Origin of the sequence: Ruegeria pomeroyi DSS-3 (genome assembly GCF_000011965.2) — a bacterium.
Taxonomy (GTDB): Bacteria; Pseudomonadota; Alphaproteobacteria; order Rhodobacterales; family Rhodobacteraceae; genus Ruegeria_B; species Ruegeria_B pomeroyi.
Genome location: NC_006569.1, coordinates 118,858 through 141,939 on the forward strand (window position 1 = coordinate 118,858; position 23,082 = coordinate 141,939).

At 60.4% G+C, this 23,082-nt stretch carries 17 protein-coding genes; 11 read left to right on the plus strand and 6 right to left on the minus strand.

Going from position 1 to position 23,082, the window contains the following annotated elements; all coding sequences use genetic code 11:
- Nucleotide 1 precedes the first annotated feature (1 nt).
- The 8 genes from SPO_RS20400 (at nucleotide 2) to SPO_RS20435 (ending at nucleotide 8,811) form a co-directional block, all read left to right on the plus strand.
- The gene (locus SPO_RS20400; protein WP_011241897.1) at nucleotides 2-1,036 is read left to right on the plus strand and encodes a carbon-nitrogen hydrolase family protein; all 1,035 of its coding nucleotides are present in this window, start codon (nucleotides 2-4) and stop codon (nucleotides 1,034-1,036) included.
- An 18-nt stretch (nucleotides 1,037-1,054) separates the two neighbouring features.
- Nucleotides 1,055-2,179 (plus strand): cupin domain-containing protein, encoded by a 1,125-nt coding sequence (locus tag SPO_RS20405; protein ID WP_011241898.1) that lies wholly within the window; start codon nucleotides 1,055-1,057, stop codon nucleotides 2,177-2,179.
- Between the two features lie 17 nt (nucleotides 2,180-2,196).
- A complete protein-coding gene (locus tag SPO_RS20410) occupies nucleotides 2,197-3,114 on the plus strand; it encodes a fumarylacetoacetate hydrolase family protein (protein WP_011241899.1) in 918 nt (305 codons plus the stop codon).
- Between the two features lies 1 nt (nucleotide 3,115).
- Entirely contained in the window at nucleotides 3,116-3,892 is a 777-nt protein-coding gene (locus SPO_RS20415) for a maleate cis-trans isomerase family protein (RefSeq protein WP_011241900.1), read from the plus strand.
- Nucleotides 3,893-3,929: 37 nt separating this feature from the next.
- Nucleotides 3,930-4,469: a tripartite tricarboxylate transporter TctB family protein gene (locus SPO_RS20420; RefSeq protein WP_011241901.1), complete on the plus strand. Its 540-nt coding sequence runs from the start codon at nucleotides 3,930-3,932 to the stop codon at nucleotides 4,467-4,469.
- An 11-nt stretch (nucleotides 4,470-4,480) separates the two neighbouring features.
- Nucleotides 4,481-6,022, plus strand: a complete 1,542-nt coding sequence (locus SPO_RS20425; RefSeq protein ID WP_011241902.1) for a tripartite tricarboxylate transporter permease — start codon at nucleotides 4,481-4,483, stop codon at nucleotides 6,020-6,022.
- Nucleotides 6,023-6,157: 135 nt separating this feature from the next.
- Nucleotides 6,158-7,096: a tripartite tricarboxylate transporter substrate binding protein gene (locus SPO_RS20430; protein ID WP_011241903.1), complete on the plus strand. Its 939-nt coding sequence runs from the start codon at nucleotides 6,158-6,160 to the stop codon at nucleotides 7,094-7,096.
- A 56-nt stretch (nucleotides 7,097-7,152) separates the two neighbouring features.
- Nucleotides 7,153-8,811 (plus strand): alkaline phosphatase family protein, encoded by a 1,659-nt coding sequence (locus SPO_RS20435; protein ID WP_011241904.1) that lies wholly within the window; start codon nucleotides 7,153-7,155, stop codon nucleotides 8,809-8,811.
- 444 nt (nucleotides 8,812-9,255) lie between these two features.
- On the opposite strand, the gene SPO_RS20440 is transcribed toward SPO_RS20435, so the two are convergent.
- Nucleotides 9,256-10,188 (minus strand): IS5-like element ISSpo9 family transposase, encoded by a 933-nt coding sequence (locus SPO_RS20440; protein WP_011241905.1) that lies wholly within the window; start codon nucleotides 10,186-10,188, stop codon nucleotides 9,256-9,258.
- 289 nt (nucleotides 10,189-10,477) lie between these two features.
- Here SPO_RS20440 and SPO_RS20450 point away from each other — a divergent pair, with 289 nt between their 5' ends.
- From SPO_RS20450 to SPO_RS20460, 3 genes are read left to right on the plus strand one after another with little or no spacing between them, the layout of a single operon-like run.
- Nucleotides 10,478-13,378 (plus strand): CHAT domain-containing protein, encoded by a 2,901-nt coding sequence (locus tag SPO_RS20450; protein WP_051420469.1) that lies wholly within the window; start codon nucleotides 10,478-10,480, stop codon nucleotides 13,376-13,378.
- 36 nt (nucleotides 13,379-13,414) lie between these two features.
- A complete protein-coding gene (locus SPO_RS20455) occupies nucleotides 13,415-16,375 on the plus strand; it encodes an AAA family ATPase (RefSeq protein ID WP_011241907.1) in 2,961 nt (986 codons plus the stop codon).
- 13 nt (nucleotides 16,376-16,388) lie between these two features.
- Nucleotides 16,389-17,282, plus strand: coding sequence for a hypothetical protein (locus SPO_RS20460; protein WP_011241908.1), 894 nt, complete (start codon nucleotides 16,389-16,391; stop codon nucleotides 17,280-17,282).
- 259 nt (nucleotides 17,283-17,541) lie between these two features.
- Here SPO_RS20460 and SPO_RS20465 read toward each other — a convergent pair whose 3' ends face one another.
- From SPO_RS20465 to SPO_RS20485, 5 genes are read right to left on the minus strand one after another with little or no spacing between them, the layout of a single operon-like run.
- Entirely contained in the window at nucleotides 17,542-18,267 is a 726-nt protein-coding gene (locus SPO_RS20465) for an SDR family NAD(P)-dependent oxidoreductase (protein ID WP_011241909.1), read from the minus strand.
- A complete protein-coding gene (locus tag SPO_RS20470; RefSeq protein WP_011241910.1) occupies nucleotides 18,264-19,055 on the minus strand; it encodes a cyclase family protein in 792 nt (263 codons plus the stop codon). The genes SPO_RS20465 and SPO_RS20470 overlap by 4 nt, the downstream gene beginning before the upstream one ends.
- Nucleotides 19,052-20,290, minus strand: coding sequence for an SDR family NAD(P)-dependent oxidoreductase (locus SPO_RS20475; protein ID WP_011241911.1), 1,239 nt, complete (start codon nucleotides 20,288-20,290; stop codon nucleotides 19,052-19,054). Before SPO_RS20475 ends, SPO_RS20470 begins: the two co-directional genes overlap by 4 nt.
- Nucleotides 20,287-21,462: a thiolase family protein gene (locus SPO_RS20480; protein ID WP_011241912.1), complete on the minus strand. Its 1,176-nt coding sequence runs from the start codon at nucleotides 21,460-21,462 to the stop codon at nucleotides 20,287-20,289. Before SPO_RS20480 ends, SPO_RS20475 begins: the two co-directional genes overlap by 4 nt.
- Nucleotides 21,462-23,081 carry an AMP-binding protein gene (locus SPO_RS20485; RefSeq protein WP_011241913.1) on the minus strand — a complete coding sequence of 540 codons (1,620 nt, stop codon included), beginning with the start codon at nucleotides 23,079-23,081 and terminating at the stop codon, nucleotides 21,462-21,464. The genes SPO_RS20480 and SPO_RS20485 overlap by 1 nt, the downstream gene beginning before the upstream one ends.
- Between the last annotated feature and the right edge of the window lies 1 nt (nucleotide 23,082).

Consider the following 23,082-nt stretch of genomic DNA (forward strand, 5'->3'; position numbering starts at 1 on the left):
GATGCTTCCATTGCAGGATTTCCCAAAGTTCACCGCCGCCGCTGTTCAGGCCAGTCCGGTTTTTCTGGATGCACACAAGACGGCGCAGAAGGCGGTTGACCTGATCGCGGAGGCGGCGGGGAACGGCGCCGAATTGGTCGTTTTCCCGGAGGTGTTCATCCCGGGCTATCCCTATTGGAACTGGATCACCGATCCGGTGACGGGCGGTGCCTGGTTTGAAAAACTGGTGCGGGCCTCGGTCTTTGCCGACGGACCCGAAATCGACGTGATCCGCGATGCGGCAAGGGCGCATGGGTGTCATGTGGTGATGGGGTTGAACGAACGCAGCCCGGTGTCGCTGGGGGCGCTTTACAACACTCTTTTGTTCATCGGGCCGGATGGCGAGGTTATCGGCAAGCATCGCAAGCTGGTGCCCACATGGGCGGAGAAGCTGACCTGGACCGGTGGGGATGGGTCCAGCCTGAAAGTCTACGATACGGCCATCGGCCCGTTGGGCGGGCTGGCCTGCGGCGAAAACACCAACACGCTCGCCCGTTTCACGCTGCTGGCGCAGGGCGAGTTGGTGCATACGGCCAGCTACATTTCGCTGCCTGTGGCACCGCCGGATTACGACATGGCCGAGGCGATCAAGCTGCGCAGCATGTCGCACAGCTTCGAGGGTAAGGTCTTTACAGTGACCGCCACCTCTACGGTGTCCGAAGAGATCATCGAGGCGATGGAGCAGGTCCGCCCCAATGCCCGGGAGTTGCTGCAGCGCAAGTCCAGTGCCTATTCCGGCGTCATTGGCCCGGATGGGCGCGAGGTTGTCACCGGGCTGATCGACGACGAGGGCATCGTCTATGCCGAGATCGATCTGGGCAAATGCATTCAGCCCAAGCAGATGCATGACATCACCGGGCACTACAATCGCTTCGACATCTTCGATCTGAGGGTGAACCAGAGACGGCAGACCCCTGTCGCCCTTTCCGGCGCCGCCGTCACATTCACCAACGAACACGAACAGGCTGACGGTTCTACGGAACCGGCCAGCGAGTAGACGCAAGGAGGTAAAAGGATGGCACCGACCGAGATCAAACCCGAAGACGATATCCTGGGCCGCGCCCGGGTCCGCGACACGCCAGAGCTCGAGGCCTATTACGACGATCTGGCCAAGATCGAGACGGGCGCGCTCTGGACCGTGGCCAATGACATCGAGCCATGGGAGCCGACCCCGAAATCCGCCCCGGTGCACTGGAAGTGGTCAGATCTTCGGCGCGAGGTGTTGCGCGCGATCGACCTTGTGCGCCCCGAGGATGCGGGCCGCCGGGTGGTTTACCTGCGCAACCCGCAGCGCAAGGATGTGAGTGCTGCCTGTGGCTGGCTGTTCTCGGGCATCCAGACCATGAAGGCCGGCGAGCGTGCGGGCGCGCACCGGCACGCGGCTTCGGCGCTGCGGTTCATCATGGAGGGATCGGGGGCCTATACGATCGTGGACGGGCACAAGGTTGAATTGGGCGCCAATGACTTCGTGCTGACGCCCAATGGCACCTGGCATGAGCACGGCATTCTGGAAAGCGGCACGGAATGTATCTGGCAGGACGGGCTGGATATTCCGCTGACCAACTGCCTGGAGGCGAACTTCTATGAGGTGCACCCCAACGACTACCAGACCACCGACATCCCGCTGAACGACAGCCCGCTGACCTATGGCGGCCCGGCGCTGCTGCCGCAGTTGGACAAGTGGGACAAACCCTATTCGCCGCTTCTGAAATACTCCTGGGAGCCGACCTATGAGGCGCTTCTGAATTATGCCAAGGCCAGCGACGGATCGCCCTATGACGGGTTGATCCTGCGCTACACGAACCCACAGACCGGCGGCCATCCGATGCTGACGATGGGGGCCTCGATGCAGATGCTGCGACCCGGCGAGCACACCAAGGCGCACCGTCACACCGGCAACGTGATCTACAACGTGGCCAAGGGGCAGGGCTATTCGATTGTCGGCGGCAAGCGGTTCGATTGGTCGGAGCACGACATCTTCTGCGTGCCCGCCTGGACGTGGCACGAGCACTGCAACACCCAAGAGCGCGACGATGCCTGCCTGTTCTCGTTCAACGACTTTCCGGTGATGGAGAAGCTCGGCTTCTGGGCGGAACAGGCGCTTGAGGACAATGGCGGTCATCAGATCGTCGCGGACTGAACACGAAGGAAAGAACAATGAAACTCGTAACTTATCGCGATAGTGCCGCCGGAGAAGGACGCCTTGGCGTCGTCGTGGATGGACAGGTTGTCGATGTCGAATGGCTGGGCGAAGCTGCAGGCGAAGCCCTGCCGGACAGCATGCTCGATCTGATCGACATGGGGCCGGATGCGCTGGCCGCGATCACCCGTGCGCTTGACGCGACCAACGCCGCGCGCCCCGCCGGGCTTGCAGTGCCCGAGGAGAACGTTCGGCTGCTCGCGCCGATCCCACGCCCGCGCAAGAACATCTTCGGCATCGGGCTGAACTATGTGGAACATGTCGCCGAAAGCGCGAAATCGCTCGATACCTCCAAGGAGCTGCCGAAAGAGCCGGTGGTCTTCTCCAAGCCGCCCACCAGCGTGATCGCCAGTGGTGAAGGCATCCAGCACAACGCCGCCATGACCCAACAACTCGACTGGGAGGTCGAACTGGCCGTGATCATCGGCAAGCGCGCCACCCGGATCGCCAAGGATAATGCCATGAGCCACGTCTTTGGCTACTCGGTCATCAACGATGTCTCGGCGCGCGACAACCGCCGTGCCGGGCAGTGGATCTTCTCCAAGGGTCAGGACACGTTCTGCCCCTTCGGCCCGGCGATCATCACCGCCGACGATGTGCCGGACCCGCACAACCTCGACCTCTGGCTGACCAAGAATGGCGTGGAAAAGCAGCGCTCGAACACGCGCCATCTGCTCTTCGATATCCCGACGCTGATCGCGGATATCTCGTCGGGCATCACGCTGGAACCCGGCGATATCATCGCCACCGGCACGCCCGCAGGCGTCGGCGCGGGGCGCGATCCGCAGGAATGGATGTGGCCCGGCGATGTGATCGAATGCGGCGTCGACGGGATCGGCGTGCTGCGCAACCCGGTTGTGAAGATCGGAGACTGACATGAGCGCGATACAGGACAACATGCACAAGACCCTGCGCATCGGGCAGATCGTGCCCTCGTCCAACCTGACGATGGAGCGCGAAATCCCCGCCATGATGCGTGCCCGCGAGGCGCAATTCCCCGAGCGGTTCTCGTTCCATTCCAGCCGGATGCGGATGAAGAAGGTCACCAAGGAGGAGCTGAAGGCAATGGACCACGACAGCGACCGCTGCGCGCTTGAACTCAGCGACGGCGCGGTCGACGTCATGGGCTACGCCTGCCTGGTCGCAATCATGTCGATGGGCAAGGGATACCACCGCGAAAGCCAGGCGCGGCTGCATCAGGTCACGGTAGACAATGGCCACCCCGCGCCGGTGGTCAGCTCGGCCGGGGCGCTGGTCGATGGGCTGCATCTGATGGGAGCAAAGCGCATCTCGATCGTTACGCCTTACATGCGCCCGCTGACCAACTTGGTGGCGGAGTATATCGAAGCCGAAGGCGTCGAAGTCTCCGACAGCATCGCGCTGGAAATCCCCGACAACCTCGAAGTCGCGGCACAGGACCCGACAAACCTGCTGGAAATCTACAAGCGGGTGAACCTCAAGAACATCGACGCGCTCGTCCTGTCGGCCTGCGTGCAAATGCCATCGCTCGCGGCAATCCAGAAGGTCGAGGACGAATGCGGCATTCCGGTGCTTTCTGCATCCGTTGCAACGACCCATCAGATGCTCAAGTCCCTCGGTCTGCACGCCGAGGTGAAAGGATGTGGTGCTTTGTTGTCGGGGGCATACGCCTAGCTCGGGAAAAAATCATTCTTCTAGGGAGGAAAAGACCATGACCAGATTGAAGACTTTTCAGGAGCTTTTTCGAAGAGACCGCAGGCCGGGAGACCTGGTTTTTGCCTACATCTTCCTTGGGTTCTGCCTGTTCCTTCTGTTCAACCTTCGGGATCAGGCGCAATGGCTGGACAATGCCAAGACTGTTGCCCAGCCGGCGTTCTGGCCGACCGTCGCCGTTGTAGGGATGACCCTGTTCGCTGGGCTGCATCTGGTCGGTTCGCTGGTATCTCCACGCATTCCCGGGCGCCTAAAGGAAGGGGCATTCTGGATCCGCTCCGGTGAATATGTGGTCTACTTCCTGATCTATGTCTGGTGCGTCCCGATCGTCGGCTACCTGTTGTCGACAATCGTGTTCGCGGTCTTTCTGACAATCCGGCTGGGATATCGCAGCAAGCAAGCCCTTGGTTTCGCAGCGTTCTTCGGCTTTGCGGTCGTCCTGGTGTTTCGCGCAGGACTGCAGGTGAAAATCCCGCCGGGACAAATTTATGAACATCTGCCGGACGCCATTCGCACGTTCGCCATGGTCTATCTGTGAGGGTCTGAACAATGGAAGCTATTCTTGGTGGAATTCAAATCCTTCTGTCATGGCAGGTCTTGGTTGCTTTGCTCGTGGGGTCCGTCGGTGGCGTGATCATCGGTGCAATCCCAGGTGTCGGAGCCGCCGTCGCCATTGCAATCCTGCTGCCGGCCACCTTCGCATTTGAACCAATTGTCGGACTGACGATCCTGTTGGGGATCTACGGCAGTTCGATGTACGGCGGGTCTATCCCCGCGATCCTGCTCAACACGCCGGGTACACCGGTCAACGCCCTGACCACCTATGACGGGTATCCGATGACCAAACGCGGGCAGGCGCATCGGGCGCTTTCGCTTGCCTATTCGGCCAGTTTCTTTGGCGGGATCTTTGCGATCATCTGCCTGATATTGCTGGCGCCGGTGCTCGCATGGATTGCCCCGAATTTCGGGAGCCGCGAGATCTTCCTTGCCGCCCTTCTGGGCATCATACTGGTGATCCTGGCCCATCGCGGGCAGATCATGGCGGCGGGCATGATGGCGTTCTTCGGGATATTCCTGAGCACGGTGGGACTTGAATCCGCCAAGTACACCCATCGTTTCACCTTTGGTCAGGATTGGCTGACGGGTGGCATCAATCTGATTGTTATCGTTCTTGGCCTCTTCGCTGTTAGTCAGGCGTTGATGCTCTTGCTTGAGCAAGAAAAGGAGCCGGAATCGGCTCGCGTCGAGGGAAGTCTTTGGGGCGGATTTGCCGAGTTGTTGGGGCTGAAACGGGTCGCGAGCGTAGCATCGAGCCTCGGCGTGATGATGGGCACTATTCCAGGCGTTGGTGAGTTCACAGCCCAGTTCTTGTCTTACACATATGCCCAGAAGACTTCGAAGACACCGGAAGCCTTTGGCGACGGGTCTCCCGAGGGGCTCGTGGCGTCGGAATGCGCCAATAACGCGGTGCCTGCGGCGGCCATGATTCCGCTTTTGGCGCTTGGTGTTCCCGGCGAAGCGTTGACGGCGATGATGCTGTCGGTCTTCTACGTTCACAACGTCATTCCGGGGCCGCAACTGTTCCAGAATGAACTGGACTTCGTGATGGCCCTTTATATGGCCATGCTTTTGCTGAACGTGATCGTGATCATCTTCCTGCTGTCATCCACAAACCTGCTGCTGAAGATCACCCAGATTCCGACCCGGTTCCTGGGCATGATGATCCTGGTGCTGAGCTTCGTCGGGGTCTACTCGATGCGGAACTCTGCCGTTGATTGCGCGATGGCGGCGGGTTTCGGGATATTCGGCCTGATCCTGAAGCGACTCAATCTTCCGATTGTGCCGATTATTCTCGGCGTTGTCCTCGGGGCCATCATGGAGGTCAAACTCCGCAGCGCGATGGCGCGGATCGAAGAGCCGCTGGATTGGTTCAATCGTCCGATCTCTGTGATCCTGATCCTGCTGATCCTGTTCGTGATCGGAAATCACTATCGGGCGCTCATTCTTGAGCACAGGTCGCGTCTGCAGAAGGCGGCCGATGGTGAACCCGAAGATGCAGCCGAAGGCAAGGTTGCCCCCGAGGGGTTCTGACTTTGAGTCAATGTCTATGCAAATGCGAAGGTTTACATATAAAATAAAATCCTGTATCATGTTTGCGAAGACCAATAACCAAGGATGCGCGGCACAAAGACCGCACATCCACCAGCCGACAGAGAGGACGTCTGAATGAAAAAGCTATTTTCAGCACTAGCGCTTGGCGCAAGTTTGATGGGAACCGCTGCGGTTGCGGAATATCCCGAAAAACCGGTCGAGTTTGTCATTCCATTCCCGCCGGGGGACCTTGAGGACCTGCTGACGCGGATCATCGCCGATGAGTTTCAGGACACCTATGGTGTTCCGGCCGCGGTCGTGAACAAACCGGGCGGCGGCGGCGGCCCTTTCCCGGGAGCGGTGTCGGTCGCAAACGCGCCGGCGGATGGCTATACGATCGGGTCTTTTGTGATCGGCGTCCCGGTTGTCGGGCCCACAATTGGTATTCCGGATTTGCAGCCCGACCCCTTTGAACCCATTGGCATCTTCCTGACCTACCCGTTTGTCGTGGCCGCGAAGGGCGATGCCCCCTATTCCACGATGGAGGAGTTGGCCACCCATGCGAAGGACAACAGCGTCCTGTTCGGACACTTCGGCGAACGCTCAATTCCGCGCCGCCACATGATCGCAGTATCGCGGCAGCTTGGCTTTGAATTCTCGTCCGAGGCCGCGTTCGATGCGCTGGATTGCAACACATTGGCATCGGGTGACGCTGACGTGATCTCGACGACGGCACAGCTGATCTTCCCGTGCCTCGACAATCTGAAAATCCTGGCCTCGGCGACGAACGAGCGTATCTCGATCATGCCGGATGTGCCGACGATGGGAGAAATCGCACCAGAACTCGACCTGTCCACCTGGAACGGTCTGTTTGTTCACAAGGACACACCGGCAGACGTTCGGGAGAAAATCGAGGCGGTTGCGATCAAGGCCTTGAATTCCGATGCAGCGAAAGAACTTGCGGCGAACACCGGCGCGGTCATCTATTGGAAGTCTGCACAAGAGGCCAAAGCTCAGATCGAAAGCGATATCAAGGTCCTCAAGATCATCGACGATCTGGTTGCAGGCAACTAAACCGGATGCCGCCGGGTTCGTGCTCGGCGGCCTTTTCATCTACAGGCACGGAATCCATGACCCAAAACCGCAACATTCTGTGGATCATGTGTGACCAGCTGAGGTTTGATTACCTCAGCTGTTATGGTCATGAGCGCCTGAATACGCCAAACATCGACAAGCTGGCCAAGCGCGGCGTGCGTTTTACCAACGCCTATGTTCAGGCGACGGTATGCGGGCCATCGCGCATGTCGGCCTATACCGGGCGTTACGTGCGGTCGCACGGGTCCACGCAAAACGGTATCCCATTGCGTGTGGGGGAGCCGACATTGGGTGACCATCTGCGCGATGTGGGGATGCGGAATGTCCTGATCGGGAAAACCCATATGCGCCCTGATCTGGACGGGATGAAACGCCTGGGGATCGACCCGGACTCCGAAATCGGTGCGCGCGTTGGCGAAGGCGGGTTCGACGCCTTTGACCGGGACGACGGCGTTCACCCCACCGGATATCGCAAGAAAGAACCGGCCTACAACGACTACCTGCGCCATGCAGGTTTTCAGGCCGAAAACCCCTGGGAATTCTGGGCCAACTCGGCGGAAGGCAAGGGTGGAGAAAACCAGAGCGGATGGTTGTTGACCCATGCCGACAAGCCCGCGCGTGTGCCCGAAGAGCATTCGGAAACCGCGTATATGACGCGCCGCGCGATGGAGTTCATGGAGGCGGCGGAGAAGGACGGGCGGCCTTGGTGTGCCCACCTGTCCTATATCAAACCGCATTGGCCCTATATCGTGCCCGCGCCCTATCATGACATGTTCGGGCCCGATGACGTCAAACCTGCCGTCAGGAGCGACGAAGAACTGAAGGCCGCCCATCCGCTCTTCAAGGCGATGACGGAAGAAGTCTATTCCCGCAACTTCGCCCGCGACGAGGTGCGCGAGAAGGTGATCCCGGCCTACATGGGGCTGATCAAGCAGATTGACGACCAATTGGGGCAACTGTTTGCGTTCATGCAGGAACGGGGCCTCGATGAGAACACGATGATCGTTTTCACGGCGGATCACGGCGATTATCTGGGCGATCACTGGATGGGTGAAAAGTATCTGTTCTACGAGGCCGCCGCGAAGGTCCCGCTGATCATCTACGACCCTTCGGACAAGGCGGATGCGACCCGCGGAACGGTTTCGGATGCTCTGGTCGAGATGATCGACCTTGCCCCCACATTCGTGGACTATGCCGGTGGCGTGCCGCCCATGCATATCCTCGAAGGCAAGTCTCTGTTGCCGCTTTTGCACGACGACGACAGTTCATGGGACCGACAGTATGTGTTCTCAGAGCTCGATTACTCGAACCTTCCCGCCCGACTAAAGCTGGGTCGCGACATTCAGGATTGCCGCGCGACGATGGTTTTCGACGGTCGCTACAAGTTGGTCGAAGTCATGGGCTTTGCGCCTATCCTGTTCGATCTTGAGGTCGACCCGGACGAGCTGAAGGACCTGGGCCGCGATCCGTCGGCAGAAGAGGTCCGGCAACGTCTTACCTCCGCGCTGGATGCATGGCACCGCAACACTCGGCAGCGGATTACGAAAAGCGACGCGGCCTATCGGGCCTTGGACCCGGTTCTTCGTGAAAGTGACCCGGATCTGATGGCGGGTGTCATCATCGGCTATTGGGACGAAGACGAGGTCGAGGCCGAAAAACGCAGGATCGCGCGCATTCTTGGTGAAAACTCGTAGGAGCTGTGGTCACTGGCCAGGACAGCGGGGAACGCTTTCCAGTAAGATGCAGGATCGCGCATGATTTATCTCAGTGACAATGTGCCATTTGAGCCCACAGAATTCTCCACACCATAACCTCCTGATTTCGCTGGTGCAGAAACTGTCGCAAAAATCACTTGTTGGGCCAAGACATCCAAGGTCGGCTGTGCGGGACATTGCTGCCCTTCGGACTTTTGTTACGAATGTCCACTCTCTGGCGTTCGCGACCGCGGCGAAAAGCATTTGGACGGGTACCGGATATTCGCTGCAACTCATAACCTAATTGGGACCAAGACAGAAAGAAGGCGTTCACAGCATTGACTCCCGGGTCTTTTAAGACGGCGCAACCGCACATTTCCGCCGCCCAAGGGCTCTGTTGCACAAATCAGCTGAGGGCCGGGCTTCCCCTTTCCCCGGACAGAGTCATCCCATAGCATCTGTGATGGGCGTGCCGAGCGCGGTGAAGCCGTTCAGGACGGCAACACGGAGCTGGAACTCTGCGACCTGACGGTCGAAGTCCCGCGCGGTCAGACGCTGACCCAGGAGCTTGACGCAGTGCATCTTGGTCTCGGCCCGGCTTCGTCGGTGATAGCCGCTCCATAGTCGCCAGATGGTCCGCCCGACGCGCTTCGATGTCCGAAGGATCTCGTTTCGTGCGATGGCCCCGGCGGTGTCGGGTTTCCACGGCTTGGCGTTCTTGCGGGGCGGGATGATTGCGGCGGCCCCTCGGGCGGCGATGGCTTCATGGCACTTGCGGGTGTCGAAGGCGCCGTCGGCGGTGACGCTGCCGATCTCTTGCTCGGGCGGGATCTGGTCCAGCAGTTCGGGCAGCATGGGCGCATCGCCGATCTCACTGGTGGTGAACTCGGCGGCCCGGATTTCCAAGGACTTCTCGTCAATTCCGATGTGGATCTTGCGCCAGACGCGCCGTTTCGTGCCGCCATGCTTGCGGGCGTTCCACTCGCCTTCGCCCTCGACCTTGATCCCCGTGCTGTCGATCAAAAGGTGTAACGGGCCGTCTGATCCGCGATAGGGGATATTGACCTTCAGGGTCTTTTGACGGCGCGACAGCGTGCTGAAGTCGGGCACCGCCCAGTCCAGGTCGATCAGGCCCAAAAGGCTCTCGACGAACTCGGTTGTCTGCCTGAGCGCCATCCCGAACAGAACCTTCATCGTCAGGCAGGTCTGGACCGCAGCATCACTGTAGTCGGGCTGCCGCCCGCGCTTGCCGGTTGGCGCGGCGTCCCAGGTCATGGCGGGGTCGAACCAGATCGTTAGCGAGCCCCGGCGCTTGAGCGCCTTGTTGTAGGCCGGCCAGTTCCTGGTCTTGTAGGTAGGAGGTGTCGGTCTGCTCATGCCTCACAGCTACCATGCTGGATTCACGAGATGAATCCCTCACGGATTTGTGCAACAGAGCCCCGCCCAAGGATAAACTCTCGGGAAATTTGCCAATACTTTCGATCGATGAGGCCGTCGGTTTCGGCTTACTCCAGTACCTAGCGCAGCAGGCTTAACAAGCACGACCTCGTAGCTTATACATTTGGAGTTAGTTATTTAGCGCCGGTTCAGTCAACTGGCAGAAATTTTGCGGCGGCAGTTTCGGTGCCTGCGCCCCGGACAGTCCGCAGAGATGGCTTTGGGTGGCATGACAAAAATTACATGGCAAAGCAGCGAATCCTTCGAGGTTGAAGAAGCCGGAACCCACCATGTCAGGCGCGGCGGTCTAGGACAGGGGGCCGACGATCCCCTGACCGGCCTCTTCGCGCAGCCGGAAGTCCGGAAAGTCTTCGAAGTCGTCGAAGCGCAGCGGCACGTCGTCCGTCCGACCAAGCGCTCCGCCGGGCCGAACGAGATCGCGGTGCGGCTGGATGTGGACGACGGGGCGGACTATATCCTTGCCGTTCGACATCCTTCGGGGGCCATTCAGTTCATCGGCGGCCAGGAAATAGGCGCGGGCGGCAAGCGGTCGAATTCGGCCCTGCGGACGCGGCGCACCAGGAATTACGCTATCGAATTCCGCGCGCCGATTTCGTTCTACGCGGAGAAGGATGTGCGCAGGGGCATCGTCGGCGACATCAAAGACGCCGTGGTCGATGCGATCGTCATCAAGGTCAAGGACTTCATCGCGAAGAAGACCGTGGACCTTGCCGAGGCCGCGATCTGGAAATTGCTGGGACGCGAACCGGGCATGAAACAGCTTTCCATCGAAAACGGGCGACTGAATCTGGCGCCCGTGTCCGGACGGATTAAGCCCGGCCCGAACGGGCGGGCGCTCTTGTTCATCCACGGCACATTTTCGACCACCGACGGCAGTTTTGGCGATCTGGCGAGTGCCGAATTCTTTGGCGAACTTGCGAGGACCTATGGCAACGCCATCTATGGCTTCGACCATTATTCGGTCAGCGTCACACCGGAGAAGAATGCAAGCGACATCCTGAAAACGCTGCCCAGCGGCGGTATCGACTGCGATGTCGTCACCCATTCGCGCGGCGGCCTCGTCCTTCGGACACTGAACGAGCGGCAAGGCGATCTGTCCCAGGGCAAACGCTTCCGACTTCAGAGGGCGGCCCTTGTCGCCTGCCCGAACGAGGGCACCCAACTAGCCACGCCCGACCGCTGGCAGGGCACCCTTGGCTGGTTAGCCAACCTCCTCGATCTCTTTCCGCCCAATCCGATAACCTCGAACGCGGCTCTGGTCATGCATTGGGTCACCTGGTTCGCCAAGGTCGGCGTCGCCGCCGCCGAGGGCTTGGACGCGATGAACATGACCGGCGCGCAGATCCGGCAACTCCAATCCCCGCCCTCTCCGGCGCCCGGGCAATATTCCGCGCTGGTGTCGAACTGCGAACCCAACGGCAAGCTCTGGGCAAGGGCGCTCGATCTAGGCATCGACTGGTTCTTCGACGAGGCCAACGACCTTGTGGTTCCGACCTCCGGGGGCTGGCGCATCGACCGGGTGCCGGACTTCATCCCGAAGGATCAGATCGGCGCCTACGGCCCCGGCGGGAATATCCCCGCAGGCCCGCGTCAGGTGACCCATATCAGCTTCTTCGACCGAGCCGAGACGCTGCAGTTCGTGCTGCGCGCCCTTTCCGGCGCACCTCAACACCTTCCAGAGTTGGACTTGGCACGGGCGCTGCCGGTCTCGCGCAGCGCCGACGGTGCCGTGCTGCCAGCCATGGCAGAGGAGGTGGAACCGCAGGTCGCAGAGTTGCCCGCGTTTGAGACCGTGCTGCACCGCGCGGAGGCCGCTGCGCCCCGGAAGGCTCCCGCGCGGCGGCTTGCGGCGCATCCCAATTCATCGGTCTTCGAACTTATCGTGCTCGACCCCGAGCAGATCACCCGGATGGGTTTTCCGCGCGTCGAGGAGGAAGAGGCCGAAGACGGTCACGGCACGCCGTTTCTCTATGCCGCGTATGGCGGTGCCCGCGTCATGGTGCCCTTCTACTTAAAAAAAGCGCATCTCCCACCCAAGACGGGCAACGAAACCGAGGACAAGCGACTGAAATCCATGGCGGCCGAGATGGGCCAGAGATGGGGCAAGTTGTTCGGCTTTCACCGGCGGGTGCAAAGCGTCCTCGATGGCAATCCGCGCGCCAGAGAACTGAGCCCGGATGAACTACGCATCTTCGGCGAACTGTTGTTCGAAACGCTGTTGCCCCAGGAAGTTCGCCGACTGTACGACGTCGCCCGTTCACGAGAGCACGACAAACTGTTCGTCATCTTCACCTCGATGATCCACTGGGTCTTCGACATGCCTTGGGAATTTGCTCGCGACCCGGAACGCGGCACCTATCTTGCCACCGAGGACGTGCATTTCATCCGCAACGTCCTGACACAGACCCCGGTCGAAAAACTGAGCCCGCGGGAAAGCCTGAAGATACTGATCGCAACCTCAGAACCACGAGATCAGAGACGGGTCTCTGCGACGGAAGAGATTGCCAAGCTACGCAAGGCGATAACCGAACTGCAGCGGGACGGGCTTATCGAATTCGAAATCCGGAAGAATGCGACGCCGCGTAACCTGCACCACGAAATCGCTACCGGAAATTACGACGTGGTCCACTTCATCGGGCACGGTTACTGGAACACTAAATCGGGTGAATCCGGTCTGGTGCTGGAGGACGAGACCGGCAATTCTAGGCCCTTGGGAGGGCGGCCCCTGCGCGAAATCCTGTCGGGCCGGGGCATTCGGCTGGTTTTCCTGAACGCCTGCGACACCGGGCGCAGCCGCCGCGCTTCCGGCGTGGAAACAACCTCGCTGGCTGGGGTGGCGCAAGATCTGTTCGGTCGCGGCGTGCCTAATGTCGTGGCCAACCAGTTTCCGGTCGGGGACAATGCGGCGGTCGCCTTCGCGCGCACGATCTACGAATACCTTGCCCACGGCAAGACGATCGCGCAATCTGTCCGCGAGGCGCGGATCTCGGCAAACTACGAGAAAGACGGTCAAAGCATGGATTGGGCGATCCCGGTGGCCTATGCACGCGATCCCGAGGACCGGCTGGTGGTGGAAAGAAAGGCTGCGGGGGGCGATGGTCTTGGCTGACGCCTTTCGCCTGGCTCAATGCAAGGTGTTCACGGGATGAGGTTTCGTGTTTTTGCGGTTCTGTCGTTTGCGGTGCTTGTTGCGCTGGCTGGCACAGGTGTGCCGCAGGCGCAATCCGTTTCGGAAGCTCCCTACAGCATCTCGCGCTTTCGGCTCGACGATTTTTCCACCCCGATACTGCACCGGAACGAAACGGCGTCCGGTTCCCTCGAGATATTTTTCGTAGTCCCGCAATTCCAGGTTCCCGAAGGCAAGGAACGCCAGTTTCTGACCGAGATGGTCGACAATTACTGGCGCGGTCTTGCCGTGGTTCCGGGATCCGGCACCGCGCCGGTTGGTATCGTGTCGTCCGCCAACAGTGTCGTGTTGTCCGCCAACAATACCACCATGGAGTCGATCAAGACCCACTCGGAACTCGTGTGGAACGTGGAATCCTTTGGCGACGTTCAGGTCTTGGGCGAGGAAGTCGCCGCGCAAGACGGCGTTTCGTTGTCGCTGTTCTACCAGGCCGTCCCCGTCAGGGTCGTTCACCGGAGCGATACCAACGCGGATCCCTCGTCGATCACGCGCGCATCGAACGCGATAAGCCTGCAATACCGAGTATTTGACAACACGAAGCTCGGCGCATTGATCGGCGGTTTCGCCGGCCTGCTTGCGGCGTGGGTTTATTTCTACCTTCGGACGATCCGGCGGATTCGCGACCGCGGCAGAGCTTCCCTACGATTGCAGGAACTTCAGACCCGGCTGGAGAAGGCCGAACTCAGGGCCGAGCGTCTGACCGACCAGCCGGAACGCCAATCGACGAGCATTCCGCCCCTCGACGTGCCGCGCCCGCCCGTGCCTCCGGCCTTGCTGGACGCCCTGGCGGACAAGACGGCGATGGTCGCCTTCGGCTCGGGGGCTTCGGCGCAGGCCGGGCTGCCAACCTCGCATGAGCTGATTCTGCGTCTCGTGGACAGGTTCGACACGCAGATATCGGACCGGCTGCGCCAGAACATCCAATACGCCACAAGCGCCAATGAGGAGGGCGTGGTCGAACCCGACCGCTTTTCCGCGATTGTCGAAGCCTTGAGCGATCAGGTCTCGCGCCCGGCGCTGATCGAGGCGGTGCAGGACATCTTCGCCGATATGCGGCGCAACACCGGGTTTTACGAGACGCTTTCGCGAATTGGCTGGTCGGGCGCGTTGTCCCTGGTCTGGGACGACATGGCCGACGAGAATTTCCTGGCGGCCAATCCGCCGTTCCTGCGGTTGAACCCCGAAGACACGGATGAAATGCGTCAGGCAATCAAGGCGGGCGAGAAGCTGCTTCTGCGCGGATGGGGCGGGCTGACCGAGGCCAGCGGTGAGAACATCGTGCTGACCTTCGAGGAATTCCGAAAGCTCCTGGAAGAACGCCCGGAATTCGGCCGTCAACTGACGCTTCTCTTGCAGACACGGACCTTCCTGTTCCTGGGCCTCAGCCCGATTTCGCTGAGGGAATACCTGACCGCCCTGAACCCGTATCTGGAAGTCACGCAGGGCCGCCATTTCGCGCTTGTCCCGGCATCCTACGAGAATGAGTTGTTTGTCCGTCCGCTCGAGCAATACGGGATCGAGCTTCTGGAATACGACCCGGCCGGCGACCACGCGCAGGTAAAGAACTTCATCGACGACCTGCTTCAGCAGGCGCGGAACCTTGGCCAATACCGGCAGCCCGAGGAAGATCGGGCGAACCCTCTAGCGTGGCAGCCGCTCACGCGACTGGAACTGGAAAACATCGGCCCCTTCAATACGCTTGAGATTGACCTTCCCACGGGCCGAATACCGAATGACACAGCGGAAGTGCATGGCGAGCCATGGACGATCATCACTGGCGAAAACGGAATGGGAAAAACCGTGATCCTGCGGGCCATTGCGCTGGTGCTCTCGGCCAGCGATCCCCTTGTCGCCGCGCGGGCGGGGTCACTTCTGAAACTGGGCAAGCAAAGCGGGCGGGTTACGCTGAGTGTCGGCACACGAAAGATCGAGGTGCGGCTGGTGAGAGACCGGAAGGTCATCGTCACGTCGCGGCAGATTTCGCCACTCGCCGCAGGACAGTTTCTGGTGCTTGGCTTCCCGGCGCTTCGCGGCGCGCCAAGCGGCGAACCGGCAGGACCGCGCGAACTTGACGAGCAGCCGCCCGGGCCGCAGGACGTCTATCCCCTTGTTCTGGGCAGCGTCGATGACCGGATGCTCAACCTGAAACAGTGGATCGTGAACGTGCTTAGCGCAGCGCGCGGCGGCGATGCGAAGAACCGGCGGCTGGCCGAGACTCTGGATTCGATAGTATCCCAGATCATGCCCGGCGGTGTCGTCGGTTTCGCGCCGCTGTCCGAAGCCAACGTCCTTAAGCTCTCAATCCGCACGCCGGGCGACGGCGGTGTCGAACGCGAGGTGCCGTTCGAGCAGCTCAGCCAGGGCATGTCGGCGATCTTCAACTGGGTCGGGGTTCTGTTGCAGAGGCTGCACGACATCTCCGGCGAGGACGAAGACCCGTCAAAGGTCGCGGCGACGGTGATTGTCGACGAGATCGACGTTCACCTACACCCGGAATGGCAGCGCCGTGTGGTGACCTTGGTTAAGGATATTTTCCCGAACGTGCAAGTCATCGCCTCGACCCATTCCGCCCTGATCGTGTCGTCGGTGACGGCAGACGAGGTACGGATTTTCCGCCGTATCGACGATGGGGAGTTCCAGCTAGTCCGGCCCACTCGCGAGACCTATGGTCGAAGCGCCACCGATCTGATGCAGGGCGAGGCGCTTGGGGTCCAAAACGCCAGAACGGTGGATTTCGACGAAAAGGTCGTTGAGTATCTGGACCTTCGGAAGCTTGCCTCCCGCAACCCCGACCAGGAAGACCGATACCAGGATTTGCGCAGCGAACTGCAAGACGCCAATTGGGCGGGTATTTCCGAAGAACCCGCACCGGTGGTGACAGCGGAAGACATTCAGCGTTTGAGTCAGAAGTATTTCTAGGTAAGGCATCGAAATGCACAGGCTTGATCCGAACTACACAAGCGAGGCGCTGAAGAAGCTGATAGAAATCGGTCAGGAAAAAGCCAAGGAACTGATCGATGCCTTCGAAGAAGACCCGGCTTCGGTGGAGGTCGGCACGTTCTATACCAAATTCAAGGACGATCTGATTGCGTGCCAAAATGGCAACTGCGCTTATTGCGAACAGCTTGTGTCCGGCCATCCCGGCGACGTGGAACACTACCGTCCGAAGAACCGCGTCACGCTGGATTCCGGGAAGGTCCTTACGATCAAGCACCCCAAACATGGCGAGATGAATCATCCGGGGTATTTCTGGAGAGCATATAGCTGGGACAATCTCTTTCTGTCCTGCGGTGACTGCAACAAGGCGCGTTACCACTCCGACCAAGACGGCAGGACGAAATTCGGCAAACAGGATCGGTTCGACATCTTGGGAAAACGAGCCGTTGATCCATGTGACGACCTGAACGACGAATTACCGCTATTGGTCCATCCGGTGGATGGCGACCCGCAGAAGGACCTCACGCTGGACGGCGAGAACCTGTATCAGGCGCACAACGACCGCGGGCAATACACCATCGACCTTCTTGGCCTGAATCGCCGCGCGGACCTGATCGAGCGCCGCAGCGTCGCATTGGAGCGCGGCCAATTGGTCGTCTGGGAATTCCTGGATGCCGTAAAGAACGAAAAGGCGAAGAAGCAGATGGAGAAGGCGGAACTGCTTCAGAAGATCATCGACGGGTCCATCGAGTTCCTGTCGGCTTACCGGCTTGGATTGTTCGGCGAATTGAAGAAGCTGGATGACTTAGGGGTCGACCTGAAAATCGGTGAGTTGGTCCAGAAAGTCCTAAAGACCGGAGGCGATCCATCAGCAGATGCGCCGCGGTGATTGCCCCCGCGCAACGCCGACTTTTTTGTCCACGACCTCACACGCGTGAATTTCCGGAATATCGTACCGCGGCGCGACAATCCCAAGTCTGATTGAAAAACGGCTTCGGGAAGACCTTGCCAAGGTCAATGTCGGCTTTAGATACTTCGCTGCACTTTGTACAAGATGCAGCATTCGACACAACCGGGCTCACTGTCGCCAATTTCTGCTCCTGCGAAGAATAGACGGCTTGTCCTGCGATCCCGCACTCTGCCGGTTTCTACCCCGACAAGCCCGCGAGACTTGTCCCGCCGCATACGAACAGCACCTGCCCCGTTACGAACCCCGCCTTGTCATCAAGGAAAAACAAGGCAGCATTGGCGATATCGTCTGATGTCCCAATCCGGCGCACGGGGATACCATTTGCGATTTTCTGCTGCTGTTCACCGTCTTTGGGCACAATAGCCCAGAAATTATCCGTCAGCACAGGACCCGGAGCGATCACATTCACCGTAATGCCCTTTGGGGCAAGCTCCAGCGCCCAGGTGCGCGCCAGCCCGTTGATCCCTGCCTTGGTCGCCGAATAGGCCGACCGGGTCGGCATGCCTTGTAGTGACCGCGAGCTGATGAAAACAACGCGCCCAGCCCCGCGTTCGACCATGCCGGGCAGCGCCGCCTGGGTCAGGGCCATGGGGGCGGCAAGATGCAGCTGAGCCAGCGTCAGAACATCCGCCGGGTCAGCGTCCTCAAGCAGGTTCGGCAGGATCAGGCCGGCATTGTGGACCAGCGCGTCGATCTGGTGATCCTTGCAAATACGCAAGGCCACCTCTGCCGTAGCGTCCGCGTCGGTCAGATCAGCGGTATAGCCATGCAAGTCATTATGGCGGTCTTCTGGCATCTCAAGCCCAAGGGATACCACGGCCTCTCCGCGCTCCAACAATGCTTGCCCGATCGCGGCGCCAATGCCGGAATTTCCTCCGGTGATCAGTGTTGTGCGTTTGCTCATGCCTGCGCCCTTTCCACAAGGGCGATCACCCGCAATGGGCTGCCCGATCCGCCCTCGATCTTCAGCGGGCAGGCGACGATCAGCGCGCCGAAAGTTGGCAGCTTGTCGAGGTTCGTCAGGCATTGCAGACCATATCGCCCGTTGCCATGCAGAATGGAATGGGCAGGAAGCGGCGGGTCAAAATGAAACGCCTGTCCTGCATCCGTGCCAACGGTTTCGACCGCAAGGCCGATGCAGTTGCGCTGATGCACAAGAAAATCCATCGCCCCACCATCAGGTCCGGGAGAGTGCGCGCCGTCTTCTTTCAGGTTCAGGTAATCCGGCGTTCCGACGCGCTTGTACCAATCCGTGCGCAGGGCGATCCAGTGCCGGTCCGGGATCTTTCCATGCCTGGCTTCCCAATCCTCCAGAAAGGCACGGGTCACGACAAAGTCCTCATCCGCCGCGGCTTCGTCCGAGATGTCGATGACCACCGCTGGCGCCACGAAATCCTGCACAGGCACCGCGTCAACCGTGTTTGAGGGCAAATCCTTGCCGGTCACCCAATGCGCCGGGGCATCGAAATGGGTGCCCGTGTGTTCGTTCATCGAGATGTTGTTCCAATACCAGGCCGGGCCGTTGTCGTCATAGCGAGAGACTTTCTCCATCCGGAAGGGCGCGCATTGGCCAAACTCGGCGGGCAGGACAATGACCGGGAAATCCGGGCTGAGTGTGTTGGTCAGATCGATGCATTCGACACCGCCTGTGATCAGTGCTTGGGAAAGTGCGGCCAGCGGCGTTTGGGTCATCTGTTTTCCTCCCTCATGGTCAGCAGCGGGTCTGCCCGCCAACGCGCGAACAGGTCCTTTGCCACATCCCCCGCGCAGCTGATCTCTTGCCCGTCGCGCAAGGCGGCAACGACAGTTCGGGCAAGGTGCGATGGGGCGGTTTTTGGTTGCGGCAGACGTTGGTGCCAGGCGTCGTCCACCGGGCCGGTCAGCACGGACATGACGCGAATCCCGGCTTTTTGCATTTCTCCGCGGAACCCGGACAAGAGCGACAGCCTTGCCGCCGCGCTGGCCGCCGTGCCGGAATACCCGGACTGCCCGCTCAGCCCTGACACAGGGACCACATCAAGAAATGCGGCAGCGGAATTCACCCCGTCATCTGACCGAGCGCCAAGAGCGGGGCCAAAAGCCTGCGCCAGCCGCATCAACCCGACGACGCCAGTGTCAAGCCCGGCTTGAAGGTCGGACAGCTTGGCCCCAAAGGCTACGCCACCTTCGCGGACCTGTCCGGCGGTATTGATCACAATATCGATCCGCCCGCCCAATTGTGCCGCAAGGTTTCCGACGCTGTGTGTGTCCGTCACGTCCAGCGGCACCAGCTCTGCCCCATCAAGGGCGGCAAGCTGCTGCTTGCCTGCAAACCGCATCAGGGGGGCGCAGTCGCCCACAAAAACCTTCGCGGCACCTGCGTCGAGAAGGGCGCGCGCTATCGCCTGGCCCGTGTCGGTGCGGCCGTCCGTCACCAGAACGCGGCGATGTTTCGGATCAGCGGTAAAGCTGCGGAATTGCGGGTCATCCTGCATGTTCGGAACATCCCCTCTTGGCATGGCGAACAGGGCGGGGTTGCCACCCCGGTCGAGTTTCAGAACCATATTCACCCGGTCTCCGACCCCGGCTTCGCCGTGAAGATGCACGATTGCCGTCGGCCCTGCGTCCAGCCGGACCGTTCCGATCCGCCAGGGCATGTGATTGCGAAAGTAGGTGTCGGTTGAATGCCGGATGGTGGTCTCCGCCGCGACCTGTCCGCCCGCGTCCTGCTCACGCCACACCAGCTCTCCCCAGCAATTCGGGCACCGATCGCGCGGTGGATAGGTGGCCCGATCGCAGCTTTCGCAGGTTTGCAGAACAAATCGCCCCTGCGCCGCATGGGTGGCCATCTCCATGGCGGCGCGGCTGCGCAGGCGCGGCGGAACATGGCCCAGCGTCGTACGCCGAAGCGGGTCCTTGCGCCGGGGTCGTTGCAACGGATCCGTCATCGTAGCGCCTCGCGTTGCAAAACGGCCGCGCCCGTACAGGTGCCGCGATCATAGTTCACCAGACCAAATCCCGACACCAGGGCGCGATGCGCATCGGATACCTGTTCGCCCAGCGGACATTGCAGGATCTGGCGCAACCCTTCTGTGACATTCTGAAATCCACCCGCAGCACCGGCCTGTCCCGCCGAGAGCTGGCCGCCATTGGTGTTCAGTGGCAGCGAGCCGGATATCGTAAACTCATTTGCCGCGATGAAATCATTCAAGCCGGGCTTGCTGCAAAACCCCAGATCGGCAAGCTGCATTGCCACGATCACGGGGTAGTCGTCATAAACCTGCACGCATTGAACGTCCCCGGGGCCACAGCCGGCACGATCCCACAGCGCCTCCTGATCACGCTCCCATCCGCCGCGAAACTGAACCGTATCATCGGCAAATGCGTTGTGGCGTTCGATTGTCGACAGGATCCTCGCCGTGGACAGTCCCAGTTGCTCTGCCTTGTCAGGGGTCGTGACCAGGAACGCTTCAGCTCCGGCGCAGGGCATCACACAGTCAAACAAGTGGACCGGGTCCGATATTGGACGGGCATTCATGTAGTGTTCAATCGTCAAAGGTTTCTTCATCAATGCCAAAGGGTTGGACAGCGCGTTTTCCCTCTGGGCCACGCAGAGTTTGCCAAAAGTTTCTCGTGTCGTTCCGAATTGGCGCATGAAGTTGTCGGTGATCAGCGCAAAAGTCGCATTCGGGCCGCCAAAGCCGTAGGGATATGTCGCGTCCTGGGAAAAACGTGAAAAACCCGCCAGGGTCTGGCGATAGCTGTCGATCTGATTGGTGTCGGCGGCCACACAGGCGACCACCTCGGCATCGCCGCATTGCACGGCACGCGCCGCCCGGCGCAGCGCCATGATACCGCTGGCGCCGCCGGTCGGGATGTGATCCATCCAGCGCGGGCTCAGACCCAGATGCTGTACCATGCCCACGACCGTATCCGGAGCTGAGGAAAAGCTGGCAAAGCAAAACCCGTCGATATCACCGGCATTCAGCCCGGTCTTTTGACCAAGCGCCCGCAACGCCGCGCCCGTCCACCAATGGGCAGACTCCGGCGAAAACCGCACATAAGGCACGGTGATCGGTGCGCAGACCGCAACGCCGTCATATCGCGCCTGCATCCCCATTATTGCTGCCGCTTCTTGAGGTGACGCGTGTCGATGAAACCCGATCGGGCGGCGGTATCTTCCAGCAGCGATTTGAGCTTGCCGCGCAGAATTTTCTGGGTGGCGGTCAGCGGTAGGTCTTCGACAAAGGCGATCCAGCCCGGAACCTTGTAATAGGCCATCTGGCCCAGGGCCCAGGTCACGATCTCCACGGCCTTTGCCTCGTCACCGCCGCCGTTCTCGAGAATCAAGAAGACGGCGACTTCATCGCCGCGCAGGTCGTCAGAGTATGCGGCCGCGGCCGAGATGCGAATATCCGGATGCCGGTTCAGGATGCTTTCGACCTCGACCGCTGCGATGTTTTCGCCCGACCGGCGGATCACGTTCTTCTTCCGGTCGACAAAATGCAGCGAACCATCCTCATCCTGCAGCACGACGTCACCTGTGTTCAGCCAGCCGCCTTTCCACAACTCCTCGGTTGCCTCCGGGTTCTTGAGGTAACCCGCGCAGAAGCCATACCGCGGGTTGTCGCCTGCGCGCCGCACCAGCAGCTCACCGGGCTGTCCCGGCGCCACGTCCTGCCCGGAGTCATCGACAACACGAACCGCTACATTGTCGCAAGGCCGGCCAAAGCAGGATGTGCCCACCTTTCGCGGTTCTTCATGCGCACTGATCACGCCTCCGCTCCCTGTTTCCGTGCAGGCCCAGGCCTCGATAAGGGGGAACCCGTATCGTTCTTCGAACGCGGCATGGAGCTTCGGATCGACCCCCGCACCAAAGCCAAAGCGTACATCGTGGTCGCGATCGGCCTCAGACGGCTCGGCCCCCATCAGCATCGGCGGCATGACGCCAAGATAGTGCACAACCGTCGCTCCGGACTTGCGCACCGCTTCCCACCAGGAGCGGGGATGGAACCGGTCCAGCATGGTCAGGCAGCCGCCGGTGGTGATCATCGCCATCACCGACACCGCCATCGCGTTCATATGAAACAGAGGCAGTGGGGTCAGCATGCGCTCAGCGTCGCGGCGGAGGCTGATATAGCCGCCAGTTTCGGCGTACCAATCCCCGGAGTGCAGGAAGTACTCGTTAGTCAGGATGCACCCCTTTGGACGTCCGGTCGTTCCTGACGTGTAAAGCAACGCGCATTCGGTCTCAGGGCCGAGATCCACGGTGGGCGTAGACGGCGCAGGGGCAGGGGGGATGTCGGTGTCTGAAGTGATCACCAGGGCCTCAGACCCGGCATTGGCGACTGCTTCGGACATTTCCTGGTGCCGTTCTGGCAAGACGATGGCCAACGCCATTTCTGAATGCGCGACCATGTATTCCAGTTCTGCCAGCCGAAGGTCTGGATTAATCGGGACAACCGAAGCGCCAAGGCTGTTCAATGCCAACCAGATTTCTAGAAAGACGGGCCTGTTTTGAAGCAACAAGCCCACCCTGTGCCCATGTCCGAACCCGGCCAAGGACAACCGATCCGCCCAGTCCGCAATCCGCGCGCCCATCTCGCCATACGAAATGTCTCCGGCGGGAATGCCATAGATTACGGCGGTTTCCTCCAACACATGCAGGAAAGGCGCGTCTCCGCGTCGATGCGCCGTCTCTGTGAAACGTCCAAAGACTGTCTTGTTCATCCTGCGCATC